The organism is Methylobacterium fujisawaense (genome assembly GCF_014138435.1).
GTDB classification, from domain to species: domain Bacteria; phylum Pseudomonadota; class Alphaproteobacteria; order Rhizobiales; family Beijerinckiaceae; genus Methylobacterium; species Methylobacterium fujisawaense.
The window spans coordinates 221,500-234,043 of record NZ_JACJIM010000005.1; the positions used below are offsets into that span (position 1 = coordinate 221,500).

The 12,544-nt window shown below is 69.8% G+C and carries 16 protein-coding genes; 9 read left to right on the forward strand and 7 right to left on the reverse strand.

Annotation, left to right across the window (positions count from 1 at the left end; genetic code table 11):
- Window positions 1–97 precede the first annotated feature (97 nt).
- The 4 genes from rpmA to GGQ91_RS16915 form a co-directional block, all read right to left on the reverse strand.
- Window positions 98–364: a 50S ribosomal protein L27 gene (gene rpmA, locus GGQ91_RS16900; protein ID WP_043352185.1), complete on the reverse strand. Its 267-nt coding sequence runs from the start codon at window positions 362–364 to the stop codon at window positions 98–100.
- Between the two features lie 86 nt (window positions 365–450).
- Window positions 451–765, reverse strand: coding sequence for a 50S ribosomal protein L21 (gene rplU / locus GGQ91_RS16905; protein ID WP_010683509.1), 315 nt, complete (start codon window positions 763–765; stop codon window positions 451–453).
- A 191-nt stretch (window positions 766–956) separates the two neighbouring features.
- Window positions 957–1,358 carry a hypothetical protein gene (locus GGQ91_RS16910; RefSeq protein WP_182592466.1) on the reverse strand — a complete coding sequence of 134 codons (402 nt, stop codon included), beginning with the start codon at window positions 1,356–1,358 and terminating at the stop codon, window positions 957–959.
- 424 nt (window positions 1,359–1,782) lie between these two features.
- Complete coding sequence (locus GGQ91_RS16915; protein WP_075381509.1) at window positions 1,783–2,415, reverse strand: YceI family protein; 633 nt, start codon at window positions 2,413–2,415, stop codon at window positions 1,783–1,785.
- A 133-nt stretch (window positions 2,416–2,548) separates the two neighbouring features.
- Between GGQ91_RS16915 and ruvA the strand changes: the two genes are divergently transcribed.
- From ruvA to GGQ91_RS16950, 8 genes are all read left to right on the forward strand, one after another.
- A complete protein-coding gene (gene ruvA, locus GGQ91_RS16920; protein WP_075381510.1) occupies window positions 2,549–3,166 on the forward strand; it encodes a Holliday junction branch migration protein RuvA in 618 nt (205 codons plus the stop codon).
- A gap of 192 nt (window positions 3,167–3,358) precedes the next feature.
- Entirely contained in the window at window positions 3,359–3,631 is a 273-nt protein-coding gene (locus GGQ91_RS28180; protein WP_075381511.1) for a (2Fe-2S)-binding protein, read from the forward strand.
- A 44-nt stretch (window positions 3,632–3,675) separates the two neighbouring features.
- The gene (gene bfr, locus GGQ91_RS16925; RefSeq protein ID WP_043380322.1) at window positions 3,676–4,173 is read left to right on the forward strand and encodes a bacterioferritin; all 498 of its coding nucleotides are present in this window, start codon (window positions 3,676–3,678) and stop codon (window positions 4,171–4,173) included.
- Window positions 4,174–4,286: 113 nt separating this feature from the next.
- On the forward strand, window positions 4,287–5,084 hold the full coding sequence (dapB, locus tag GGQ91_RS16930; protein WP_043380318.1) for a 4-hydroxy-tetrahydrodipicolinate reductase: 798 nt from the start codon (window positions 4,287–4,289) through the stop codon (window positions 5,082–5,084).
- A gap of 17 nt (window positions 5,085–5,101) precedes the next feature.
- Entirely contained in the window at window positions 5,102–5,740 is a 639-nt protein-coding gene (locus GGQ91_RS16935; RefSeq protein ID WP_182592467.1) for a 2,3-bisphosphoglycerate-dependent phosphoglycerate mutase, read from the forward strand.
- Entirely contained in the window at window positions 5,741–6,394 is a 654-nt protein-coding gene (locus GGQ91_RS16940; protein ID WP_182592468.1) for an alpha-ketoglutarate-dependent dioxygenase AlkB, read from the forward strand. It abuts the gene before it with no gap.
- 47 nt (window positions 6,395–6,441) lie between these two features.
- Complete coding sequence (locus GGQ91_RS16945) at window positions 6,442–6,855, forward strand: ribosomal maturation YjgA family protein (RefSeq protein ID WP_246410735.1); 414 nt, start codon at window positions 6,442–6,444, stop codon at window positions 6,853–6,855.
- A gap of 75 nt (window positions 6,856–6,930) precedes the next feature.
- Window positions 6,931–7,899 carry a hypothetical protein gene (locus tag GGQ91_RS16950; RefSeq protein ID WP_043380310.1) on the forward strand — a complete coding sequence of 323 codons (969 nt, stop codon included), beginning with the start codon at window positions 6,931–6,933 and terminating at the stop codon, window positions 7,897–7,899.
- A gap of 4 nt (window positions 7,900–7,903) precedes the next feature.
- On the opposite strand, the gene GGQ91_RS16955 is transcribed toward GGQ91_RS16950, so the two are convergent.
- The 3 genes from GGQ91_RS16955 to GGQ91_RS16965 all read right to left on the reverse strand — a co-directional run bounded on the left by GGQ91_RS16955 (window position 7,904) and on the right by GGQ91_RS16965 (window position 11,064).
- On the reverse strand, window positions 7,904–9,523 hold the full coding sequence (locus GGQ91_RS16955; RefSeq protein WP_210281322.1) for a gamma-glutamyltransferase family protein: 1,620 nt from the start codon (window positions 9,521–9,523) through the stop codon (window positions 7,904–7,906).
- A 157-nt stretch (window positions 9,524–9,680) separates the two neighbouring features.
- Window positions 9,681–10,103 carry a hypothetical protein gene (locus GGQ91_RS16960; protein WP_043350497.1) on the reverse strand — a complete coding sequence of 141 codons (423 nt, stop codon included), beginning with the start codon at window positions 10,101–10,103 and terminating at the stop codon, window positions 9,681–9,683.
- 136 nt (window positions 10,104–10,239) lie between these two features.
- Complete coding sequence (locus tag GGQ91_RS16965; RefSeq protein ID WP_246410736.1) at window positions 10,240–11,064, reverse strand: hypothetical protein; 825 nt, start codon at window positions 11,062–11,064, stop codon at window positions 10,240–10,242.
- Window positions 11,065–11,382: 318 nt separating this feature from the next.
- Between GGQ91_RS16965 and GGQ91_RS16970 the strand changes: the two genes are divergently transcribed.
- Window positions 11,383–12,420 (forward strand): aspartate-semialdehyde dehydrogenase, encoded by a 1,038-nt coding sequence (locus GGQ91_RS16970; protein ID WP_043380306.1) that lies wholly within the window; start codon window positions 11,383–11,385, stop codon window positions 12,418–12,420.
- Window positions 12,421–12,544 lie beyond the last annotated feature (124 nt).

The following is a 12,544-nucleotide window of genomic DNA, read 5'->3' on the forward strand; positions in this document are numbered from 1 at the left end:
GTCCGAACCGGCCCGTCAGGGGCTCGGCAACGACGTCTCCGGTCCGGTGTGGGACACCGGGCGGGACGCCAGCTTCGCCTCTAAAGGCGCCCGCCTCTTATTCCGCGGCCTCGGCCAGCGGGGTTACGGCCACGAAGGCGCGCCCGCGGCGCGTCTCGAAGCGGACATGGCCCGGTACCAGCGCGAAGAGCGTATGGTCCTTGCCCATGCCGACATTGGCGCCGGGATGCCATTTGGTGCCGCGCTGACGCACGATGATGTTGCCTGGAATCACGGCTTCCGCGCCGAACTTCTTGACGCCGAGGCGCCGGCCTTCCGAGTCGCGACCGTTGCGGGACGAGCCGCCTGCCTTCTTGTGTGCCATGGGATGAACTCCGAAATCTGATGGGCTTGGATGCGGTCGCGGATCGGACCCTCAGGGATCCTCACGCGCCCAGCGTCTGGCGTGCGTCAGGCCGAAATGCCGGTGATGCGCACGACCGTGTGGTCCTGCCGGTGACCGCGCTTGCGGCGCGAGTTCTGCCGGCGGCGCTTCTTGAAGGCGATGACCTTCTTGTCGCGGCCGTGGCGCACGATCTCGCCGGTGACGCTGATGCCCGACAGGGTCGGGGCGCCGACCTGGGTCGCGCCCGCGCCGTCGGCGAACAGGAGGACCTCGCCGAAGGTCACGGCCTCGCCGGCCTCGCCCGCCAGGGAGGCGATGGTGATGGTGTCGTTGGCGGCGACGCGGTACTGCTTACCGCCCGTCTTGATGACTGCGAACATCGTTCTCTCGTGTTCTCGAACGGCCTCCGGGGCGGCTGCCCCTGGACCGGCTTCTTGTTTGAAGTCATTGCGCGGGCTTTCCGCCCGGACAACGCGAAACGCGCGGACCTCAAACAGAGGCCGCGCGCCATGCGGGGTCACTACGGGCCTGATGCCGCCGTGTCAATCCGCGCCGGACTCCCGGGGCTCCGTCAGCGGATCGGGGCGCCGGTCGCCAGGACGCCCTTCGCGACACTGCCCTCGGGGCCGAAGGCGGCCAAAGCCTCGGAGCACCAAGCCTCGCGACCGTCGGCGGCGAGCTGCTGGCGCACCTGCATGGCGCGCTGCTTCAGCTTCTCCTCCAGCATCGCTTCCTGTCCGGCATTGACCCGGGCCGCGAGACGAAGCGTCGTGAGCTGTCCGGCCCGGACCTGCACGCCCGGGCAGGCCTGTTCGGCGATGATGGTCGTCGCCGCCGCCGTCGCATAGTTGTCGAGGGGCGAGGCCGCCGCGGTGGGCGCAGGGGCGCGGGGGGCCGGCGCGGGGACCTGCGCCGCGGCGCCTCCCGCGAAGCACAGGGCCAGGGCAAGACTGAAGACACCGGAACGCCGCACGGCTCAGACCTCCAGGGTGGCGCCGACCTGCGCGGTGAGACGCCCGTCATGCGCGGGACGAGGCCGGGTGCCACTGAGGAGAAGCGTCGTCATCTGGGGGCATCCCTTCGCTGCGGCGCCGCGACGGCGGTTGACTACACCCCCGGCGGCGAGGCGTCACCCGCCCGGTCAGGCCGCGCGGCTCGACTCGGTCCCATGCGGGGCCGCGGGGCGCCGGACGTGAGCGAACTCCTCGGCGTGTGGGTCCGCCCGCCCATTCATCCGCATGGTCGTTTCGAAGCGCAGCAGGCGAGCCCGGATCCGGAAACACCGTCGGTTCCCGGCGTCGGCGCATGGCGATCCGGGCTCCGCCGCGCGGGGGCCTTGCCGGCTGCGAAGCCGCGCCTTCGGCTCCGCGGACCGAGTCGGCCGATCTGGCTGATCGTCAGGGCGCGGCCTTGAACTCGCCCTCGATGCGCAGGCTCACCTCGTCGCCGAGCTGCGGCAGATAGGCGTTGATGCCAAAATCCGAGCGCTTGATGACCGCCCGGCCGTCGAAGCCCACGGTGTAGCGCTGATCCACCGGATGGATGCCGGCCTGATTGAACGTGGCGTCGATCGCGAAGGGCCGGACCGTGCCGCGCAGGTTCAGGTCGCCGGTGATCCGCGCCGTGGTCGGGCTGGTGGGCTCGACCTTCGTGGCGGTGAAGGTGGCGTTCGGGAACTTGGCCGTGTCGAAGAAGTCCGGGGCTGCGAGGTGCTCGTTCAGGCGCGCGCTCCCGGTCATCACGCCGCCCAGGGGCACGGTGACCTCGAGGCGGCTCTTCTCCGGCGCCTTCGGATCGAGCTGGAGCGTGCCGCTGAGACCCGCGAACTGGCCGTAATAGGTCGAGTAGCCGAGATGCGAGACGGACCATGTGATCTTGCCGTGATCCGGATCGAGCACGTAGCTCCCGGGCCGGACCTGCGTCGGATCCGCGCTCGGCGCGACCGGAACGGCTGCCGTTGACGGATCGTCCGCCCCCCGGGCCGGGCCGAAGCACAGCAGGCCCAGCAGGGCAAGAAGTGGCGCGCGCATGGTCATCCCCCCGTGACCGGCCAAGCGCGGCCGGCGCGGCGCCCGTGATTTCATGATCTCCCTGCGCGCTCAAGCACGTCTGGCGGAGGGCGCCGCGGTTCTGTAGGCATCCCGCGACAGCGACAGGCGTGGCATGATCGGCAAGCTCAAGGGCGTCGTGGACTCGTTCGGCGAGGATTTCGTGATCCTCGACGTGTCGGGCGTCGGCTATATCGTGCATTGTTCGGCGCGGACCCTGCAGCGCATGCCCAAGGTCGGCGAGCCCGCTTCGCTGTCGATCGAAACCCATGTCCGCGAGGACATGATCCGCCTTTACGGCTTCCGCTCGGATGCCGAGCGGGAATGGTTCCGCCTGCTTCAGACCGTGCAGGGCGTCGGCGCGCGGGTGGCGCTCGGCGTGCTCTCGGTGATGGAGCCCGAGGCGCTGGCCAGCGCCATCGCCACCGGCGACAAGGGCGCGATCAGCCGGGCTCCAGGGGTCGGGCCGCGTCTCGCGGCACGGCTCGCCGCCGAGCTCAAGGACAAGGCCCCGGCCTTCGCGCCGATCGACCCCGCCCTCGTTGCCCTCACGGGAGCCGTCGACGACGGCGCCGCCCCCCAGCCGGTGGCGGATGCCGTCTCCGCCCTGGTCAATCTCGGCTACCCGCAGGTCCAGGCCGCCGCCGCCATCGCTGCGGCTCTCAAGGGTGCGGGCGAGGGCGCCGAGGCCAAGGTGCTCATCCGGCTCGGCCTGCGCGAACTCGCGCGCTGACGCGCCCCGGAACCGTTGGGGCGCACTTAGATCGCACGCCCTTGACCCGCGCGGGCCGCGGTGCCATGTCGACCGCAGCCGATAAGGCATTGAAAAGCCAGCTACTTTTCAATTCTTCTAAACTGGCGCAGGTGCCCAAGACGGTCGTCGACGACCGCTGCGGGCGCGGGGATGACGGGATTTGCGGCGCGCATGATCGTCTGTTCTTGTAACGTCATATCGGACGGCGCGGTCCGCGGCTGCCTCGCACCCGGCCCGGGCTGCCCGCGCACGCCCGCGCAGGTCTATGCCTGTCTCGGCTGCAGCCCGAAATGCGGGCGCTGCGCCCGCACGATCCGGGCGATCATGCAGAGTGCCCTGGGCCAAGGCGCGCCGGCGGAGAGCAGCCATGCCTGCACGACGACTTGCGCAAGCGCGTGTAGTTTGGTGAAGTTCCAAACTGCGGATGAGGGAGTCGCGGCCTGATGCTTCTACCCCCCGCCTGAAAGCACGGTAAGGAGTACGGGGGCATGAAGGGCGACACCAAGGTCATCGAGTATCTGAATCGCGGCCTGCGCAGCGAGCTGACGGCCGTCAGCCAGTACTGGCTGCATTTCCGCATGCTCAATGACTGGGGCTACGTCGAGCTGGCGAAATTCTGGCGCAAGGAATCGATCGAGGAGATGAACCACGCGGACCGGTTCATCGACCGGATCCTGTTCCTCGACGGGTTCCCGAACCTGCAGGAGCTCGACCCGCTGCGGATCGGCCAGAACGTCCAAGAGATCCTGGATTCCGATCTCGCCGCCGAGAACGAGGCCCGCAGCCTCTATCTCGAGGCCGCGAAGTACTGCGATTCGATCAACGACCGGGTCTCCAAGCGCCTGTTCGAGGATCTGGCCGAGGACGAGGAGGGGCACATCGACTTCCTCGAGACGCAGCTTGAGCTGATCAAGCAGATCGGCCTGCCGCTCTACGCGCAGAAGCATATCGGCGGCCTCGAGCAGATCGCCCCCGAGAAGGAGTGAGGTTGACCGGGCTCCCGCCGCTCCTGCGGCAGACTGGGAGCCCGGACACCGACGCAGGACGGGCCGGCGCGGTGCGCGGATCCTGCGCGCAGCAAGGTGGGTTGGGGAACGGAATGCGGCTCGTGGTGGTCGGCGCCGACGGGCGCATGGGGCGGATGCTGATCCGCGCGGTGGCGCAGTCTGAGGGCTGTACGCTCTCGGCGGCGATCGAGCGCGAAGGCTCCCCGGCCCTGGGGCAGGATGCGGGTCTGCTCGCCGGTCTCCAGCCCCTCGACGTGCCGGTCACCGATGACGCGCTCGCGGCCTTCGCGGCCGCCGACGGCGTCCTCGATTTCACCGCGCCCGCCGCCACGGTGGCCTTCGCCGAACTGGCGGCCCAGGCCCGCATCGTCCACGTCGTCGGCACGACCGGCCTGTCCGAGGACGATCTTGCCAAGCTGAAGGCGGCCTCGTACCATGCCCGGATCGTCCAATCGGGCAACATGTCGCTCGGCATCAACCTGATGGCCGAGCTGGTCCGCCGGGTCGCGAAGGCGCTGGGCGACGAGTTCGACATCGAGATTGCCGAGATGCACCACCGCATGAAGGTGGATGCGCCGTCCGGCACGGCGCTGATGCTGGGCGAGGCCGCCGCCGAGGGCCGCGGCGTCGACCTTAAGACGGTCCGCGTCTCCACCCGGGACGGGCATACCGGCGCCCGCCGGCCCGGCGATATCGGCTTCGCCACCCTGCGGGGCGGCAGCGTCGTCGGCGACCACAGCGTGATCTTCGCCGGCACCGGCGAGAGCCTGACGATCAGCCACCACGCCGCCGACCGCGGCCTGTTCGCCACGGGCGCCGTCAAGGCCGCGCTCTGGGCGCATCCCAAGCCGCCGGGGCTCTACACGATGGCCGACGTCCTCGGCCTGTGACCGGGAGCGGTGCATCCATGGAACGGCTCCTCGTCCTCGTCCGGCACGGCCAGAGCGAGTGGAACCTTCAGAACCTGTTCACGGGCTGGCGCGACCCGGACCTGACCGAGCGCGGCATCGCCGAGGCCCGGGCGGCCGGCCGCGGGTTGAAGCGGGACGGCTACGGCTTCGATGTGGCCTTCACCTCCGAACTGTTGCGGGCCCAGCGCACCTGTTCGCTGATCCTGGAGGAGATGGCTCTCCCGGATGTTCCGATCATTCGGCAGAGGGCCCTCAACGAGCGGGATTACGGCGACCTCTCCGGCCTCAACAAGGACGCGGCCCGCGCCCGATGGGGTGACGCGCAGGTCCATACCTGGCGCCGGTCCTACGACGTGCGGCCGCCCGGCGGCGAGAGTCTGAAGGACACTGCCGCGCGGGTGCTGCCCTACTACATCGCGGCGATCCTGCCGCGGGTGATAGCCGGCCAGCGGGTCCTGGTGGCGGCCCATGGCAATTCGCTGCGCGCCCTGGCGATGGTCCTCGATGGGCTGAAGGAGGAGCAGGTGCCGGATCTCCAGATTCGGACCGGGGTCCCTTTGGTCTACCGCCTCAATGCCGACACCACGGTCGCCTCGAAGACCGTGCTGGAGCTGGATGTCGACGCGGGCCGCTGAGTGGCGACGGAACTCGCCCCCGGGTTGATCCACCATCCCGGCTTCCTCGACGCGACGGCCCGCGCCCGGCTCGCCGCCGAGATCGCCGCCGTCCTCGAAACGGCGCCGCCGGTGACGCCGCGGATGCCGCGCACCGGCAAGCCGTTCTCCGTACGGATGTCGAATGCCGGTCCCCTCGGCTGGGTCTCGGACGTCGCGGGCTACCGCTATCAGCCGGACCATCCGGAGACCGGGCGGCCATGGCCGGCGATGCCGCCAACCGCCCTCGCGGCCTGGGCGGTGTTGGCGAACTGTCCGGTGCCGCCGGAAGCCTGTCTCATCAACCTCTACGCGCCGGGATCCCGCATGGGTCTCCACCAGGATCGCGACGAGGCGGATCTGTCGGCGCCCGTCCTCTCGCTCTCCCTCGGTGCGGCGGCACTGTTCCGCTACGGCGGCCTGAGCCGCGCGGATCCGACGCGCTCGATCCGCCTGCAGGCCGGCGACGCGCTGGTGATCGGCGGCCCCTCGCGCCTGATCTACCACGGCATCGACCGGCTCTACCCGGCCGGCGACCTTCTCGCGGAGACGGCCGAGCCCGGTTTCCTCCCGCCGGGCGGCCGCTGCAACCTCACCCTGCGGCGCGTCACGGCGCCGGCACCGCCGTGGCGCTAAAGCGATCGCCGGAATGCAGGCCGGCCGCGATGCAGGCGCCCGCGCGGATGGATCTGCCGCTGGCCCGGGCAGCCCATCTCGGCCTCGCGGCCGCCGTGATCGGGCTGGGGCTGCTGCTGCGCGTGCCGGCGTGGAACCTGCCGCTCGCGGTTCACCACTACGGCGGCGGCATCCTGTGGGGAGCGATGCTGTTCCTGCTGGTGGCCGCCCTGCGACCGGCCGGCTGGGGTCTGCGCACCTGCATGATCGCCGCCTTCTTCGGCGCCGGGCTCATCGAAGCGAGCCGTCTCGTTCATACCCCGGCGCTCGACGCCTTCCGGGCAACCCTGCCGGGCCAGCTCCTGCTCGGCACACTCTTCTCCCCGTGGAATCTCTGCGCCTACGCCGTCGGGATCGCCGTCGCGGCGGCGTTGGCGGTTTCCTTTCATCGTGATCGCAGGCGCGCGGCATTGCCGGCTTGACAGATCAGGTCGCCGGGCAGACCCATCGCGGGCGGACTAACCCCAAGTTGGGTCCACGAGGAGAACCGGTTTTCGATGCGGATGCGCAACCTGACGCTGCGTCTCGGACGGGTTCTCGGCGCTGCCGCGCTTGCGGTGAGCCTTGGCTCCGCGGCCTGGGCCGGAGATCCTGTCTACCCGCCGGGCTCGCGCTTCGGCTTCGATCCGCCGGCCGACATGTCGCTGTCGCGGCGCTTCTCGGGCTTCGAGCGGAAGGAGGGGGGCGCGACCGTGTCGGTCGTCGAGCTGCCCGCGAACGCCTTCGCGGAACTCGTCAGCGGCTTCACCGACGCCAACCTGCTGAGTCAGGGCTTCGCGGTCGAGAAGCGCGAGGAGGTCAAGATCGGCGACAACGAGGGCATGCTCTACACCGGTGAGCAGCCCGCCGATCCGGCCTCGTCCGCTCCGGCGATCCGGAAGTGGATTCTCGTGGTCGGTACGCCGAGCGTGACCGGACTGATCATCGCCCAGGCGCTGCCCGACGCCGAGACCGAGGCCTCGATGCGCAAGATGGTGACCGGCGTCACCCTCCGGCCTGCGCTGACGCTGACCCAGCAGGTCGACGCGCTGCCCTTCCGCATCGCCGACATGGCGGGCTTCCGGCCGGTGCGGGTGATGGCCGGCAATTCGATCCTCCTGACCAGCGGCCCCAAGGACCAGATGCAGAATCTGGAGCAGCCGATCCTCGTCCTCGCCCAGGCCGTGCAGCAGCCGCCCTCGGCCGAGCAGCGGGACGGCTTCGCCCGCGCCGCCCTGGCCTCGAACCAGACCATGAAGGACTTCGTCATCGAGCGGGCCCAGAGCTACCGCTCGAACGGCGTCGACTGGCACGAGATCGTGGCCCGCGCCCTCGACCAGCCGACCAACCTGCCGGTGGTCGTCATGCAGACCATCCGGTTCGCGCCGGATGGCTATCTCCGCGCCCTCGGTGTCGTGCGGCAGGATCAGCGCGACGGCGTCCTCGCCAAGTTCCGCCAGGTCGTGGACAGCGTGCAGGTGAAGTAGCGCCTCACCACACGGCGGCCTGCCCGTCGCGGCGCGGGTCGCTCGCCGCCACGTAGCCTTCGACCGCCGGATCGCCCATCCGCCAGATGAACTGGCCGGCGCCGAAATCCTGGTAGCTGTCCTCGATCACTTCGAGCCGGTGGCCGAGGGCCTTCAGGCGATCCAGGGTCGCCCGCGGCATCGCCGCCTCGACGTTGATGTCGAGACCCTCGTTCACCCGCCACCGCGGCGCGTCGCAGGCCGCCTGCGGGTTCTGGCCGTGGTCGATCATCCGCACCAGCGTCTGGACATGGCCCTGCGGCTGCATGTTGCCGCCCATCACGCCGAAGCTCATCACCGGCGCGCCGTCCCGGGTGAGAAAGCCCGGGATGATGGTGTGGAACGGGCGCTTGCCCGGCGCCACCACGTTCGGGCTCGCAGGATCGAGCACGAAGCCGTAGCCGCGGTTCTGCAGGGAGATCCCCCAGCCCGGAACGACCACGCCCGAGCCGAAGCCCATGAAGTTCGACTGGATGAAGCTCACCATCATCCCGGATTCATCCGCGGCGGTGAGGTAGATCGTGCCGCCCGCGGGCGGCTTGCCGGGGCCGAAGACCTGAGCGCGGTTTCGGTCGATCAGCTTGGCGCGCTCCGCCAGATAGGCGCGGTCCAGCATGGCTTCGGGCGTCACCTCCATCCCGCGCGGGTCGGCGACGTACCGGTAGGTGTCGCTGAAGGCGAGCTTCATCGCCTCGATCTGGAGGTGCTGCGCCTCCGGTCCGTCCACCGGCAGGCTGCCGAGGTCGAACTGCTCCAGGATGCCGAGCGCGATCTGTGCCGCGATGCCCTGGCCGTTCGGCGGGATCTCGTGCAGCGTGTAGCCGTGGTAATCCTTGGCGGTCGGCGTCACCCATTCGGGGCGGTACGCCGCGAGGTCGGCGGCCGTCATGGCGCCGCCATGGGCCCGCGCGTGCGCGGCGATCGCCTCGGCGATCTCGCCCCGGTAGAAGGCCTCGCCCTTGGTCTCGCCGATCAGCCGCAGGGTCCGCTCGGCGCCGGGAAAGGTCACCAGCTCGCCGACATCCGGCGCTCGGCCGCGCGGCAGAAAGAACTCCGCGAAGCCCGGCTGGCGGGTGATCGCGTCGATCCCGGCGGCGGCCGCCCATTTCTGCTGCACGACGACCGGCGCGAGATAGCCGCGCTCGGCGATGCGGATCGCCGGCTGCATCAGATCGGCGAAGGGGAGGCGGCCGAAGCGCTCGCTGAGCGCGACCCAGGCGCCCACCGCCCCCGGTACGGTGACCGAATCCCAGCCGCGCATCGGCGTCCGTTCCGCCGGACCGTATTTCCGCAGGAAGTAGTCCGGGCTCCAAGCGGCCGGAGCCCCGCCCGAGGCGTTGAGGCCGTGCAGCGCCTTCCCGTCCCACAGGATGCAGAAGGCGTCGGAGCCGAGGCCGTTGCTGCACGGCTCGGTCACGGTCTTGGCGGCCGCCGCGGCGATCGCGGCATCGACCGCGTTCCCGCCGGCCTGGAGCATCTGGATGCCGGCCTGTGCCGCCAGCGCGTGCGAGGTGGCGACACAGTTGCGCCCGAACATCGGCATGCGCAGGGACGGATACCCGGTCACCCAGTCGAACGGCTTCATGGCACTGTTCCCGGCCTCGGCAGCGGATCTGCTCCCGCGGCACTTGGCATACAGGATATCCGGCGCCGGTGAAGGCGTGGCCGGGATAGATGCCAAACGAAAAACGCGGGCCCGAGGACCCGCGCTTCGCGACGTTCAGGCTGTCTGTGGGAGCCGCTCAGTAGGGGCGGCCGTAGAGCGGCGAGGTCGGATCCAGGCGATCGACGAAGGAGAGATCGACGTTGCGGATCGCGCTCGAACGGGCGCCGATGAACGGTCCGTTGGTGATCGGGTCCGGCAGGATCCCGCGGCCGAAGCGGTCGGTCGGGCCGTAGGGCGGGGTCAGCTGATTGGACGCTGCGATCAGGTAGGGGTTCAGAGCCGGATTCCGCGAACCGCCGGCACCCGGGACGTTCGAGGTGAGCGGCACATTGCCGGCATCCAACCAGCTGCGCGGGCGCACCCGGATCGGGAGCGGGCGGCTGACCCGGTAGATCGGGCCGGAAACGAAACCATCCTGCGCCTCAGCCGGCGCGGAGGCCAGAACGCCGAGGCCGGTGGCGGCGACAACGCCGAGAAGGGCGATCTTAAGCGAGCGCATGGCCAACCTTGTGTATGAGTGCCATCAGTATGGCGACCGAAGCTTAACAGTTCGCCGCCTTTGACAAGAAGACGCTTGGGCGAGGCTGTTGTTCCGCCCTTATGGCTGAGCTTGTGCGATTTGCCACACTGTGGCCTCATTTTTTATTTTGCGGCCGTCGGATTAACGATCCGGTCCGGCTCGAAGGTTCCGCGCCGGCTGTCGCCGGGCAGGCGCTCGCGGGGTCGGGCACGGCAGCGAAGGCCGCCGTCGTGTCGGGATCGGCAAGATCGACGAGGCTCAGCGCATCCAGCAGGCAGGCCACGGCCTGCGGTTCCGGAGGATGGCCGAGGGGGGCGCAAAGCCATCCATCGAGCTGAAACCCCGTCTCCCGGGTGACGAAACCCGTGCAGGTCCGCTGCGTCGGTCCGGCGAAGGTCATCTCCAGGGTCTCGACCGCGCCGAACCGGGTCCGGATCTGGCCGCGGGCTCCGGTCCGCGCGACCGCTAGGGCAGGGCGGTCGAGGGCTGGGCCGTTGGCGGCCCGCCGGGCCATCATGACGAACAGCGACGGCGGCGGTCCGGTGAGCGTTCCGCGAGTGAGGACGATCCGCAGCGCAGGCGCCTCGATCGCAGCCACATCGCCGCGCATCAGCGTGTCCTCGCGCAGGCCCGTCCGCGGATCGACCCGGGCGGCGACCCGCACCGGATCGGGCCCAGGCTCGGCGAGGCCGAACCGGGCGGGCGCGATCGCCGGCCGCGCCGGCGAAGCCCGGACGGACGGCACGAAGGCGGTCTCGAGATCCGGAGCGCGCTGGATGCCGGGGAGGGGGCCGGGCAACCGGGCGAACACGCACACCAGGGCGATCGCGGCCGATGCCAGCGCGAGACGCAGGCCGAGGGATCCCGGTGACCAGCCTGCGCGTGCCGCGGGCGGGCGGAGTCCGACTCGATCGACGAGAGGCGCTGTTCCGATCAGCATCGTGCTCCGTACCGAAGGCGGGACGCGGGATTGGGCGGTCAGCCTCGCACGGCAGGACTGCATGCCCGTTCCCGGACCGGGTCCGTCACCGGATTCCTCCGCGCAGGGTGAATCAGGCGTTGCGCGGTCGTCGGCCTTGACAGCATGGGCACATGCGCGCCTTGCTCGGCGCGGCCGTCGCCCCCACCTCCGCTGAGGACGGGGTCTGCGGCCGCGCCCGTTTTGCGGGCGCGTCCGGCACGAACGATCCTTCGGCCGATTTTGCTGGCAGGAGCGCGGCACCCGGATCGGTCGGGGTTTTCCGCGCGGAGACAAGAGATGGGTTACAAGGTCGCCGTCGTCGGCGCCACGGGCAACGTGGGCCGCGAGATGCTCGATATCCTGGCCGAGCGGGCCTTTCCCGCCGACGAGGTCGTGGCGCTGGCCTCGCGCCGCAGCCAGGGGCAGGAAGTCTCCTACGGCGACAAGACGCTCAAGGTCAAAACGCTCGACACCTACGACTTCACCGACACCGATATCTGCCTGATGTCGGCCGGCGGCGAGGCGTCGAAGGAATGGTCGCCCCGCATCGGCCAGCAGGGTTGCGTGGTCATCGATAACTCGTCGGCCTTCCGCTACGACGCCGACGTGCCGCTGATCGTGCCCGAGGTGAATGCCGACGCGGTGGTGGGCTTCACCAAGCGCAACATCATCGCCAACCCGAACTGCTCGACCGCGCAGCTGGTCGTCGCGCTCAAGCCCCTCCACGAGGCGGCGACGATCAAGCGCGTCGTGGTCTCGACCTACCAGTCGGTCTCCGGCGCCGGCAAGGAGGCGATGGACGAGCTGTTCAACCAGACCCGCGCCGTCTTCACCGCCGGCGAGATCAAGCAGGGCGGCAAGTTCACGAAGCGGATCGCCTTCAACGTCATCCCCCACATCGACGTGTTCATGGAGGATGGCTACACGAAGGAAGAGTGGAAGATGGTCGCCGAGACCAAGAAGATGCTCGACCCGAAGATCAAGCTGACGGCGACCGCCGTCCGCGTTCCGGTCTTCATCGGGCACGCGGAAGCGGTCAACATCGAGTTCGAGCGGCCGCTCTCGGCCGAGAAGGCCACCGAGATCCTGCGCGCCGCCCCCGGCGTCCTGGTGATCGATAAGCGCGAAAACGGCGGCTACATGACGCCCCACGAAGCGGCCGGCGAGGATGCGACCTACATCTCGCGCATCCGCGAGGACGCGACCGTGGAGAACGGCCTGAACCTCTGGTGTGTCTCGGACAACCTGCGCAAGGGCGCGGCCCTCAACGCGGTGCAGATCGCCGAGATTCTGGTGAACCGCAAGCTCCTGAACCGGGCCAAGCGCGCGGCCTGAGGCCGGTCCTCCTCCCGGCGGGAGGAGGAGCCAGCACCGAAATCCTTGGGACAACGTCCCTAGGATTTGTCACGCGCCCGTCATCGTTTAGGCTCACGCCGCATACCGGATCACGTGGAGATTC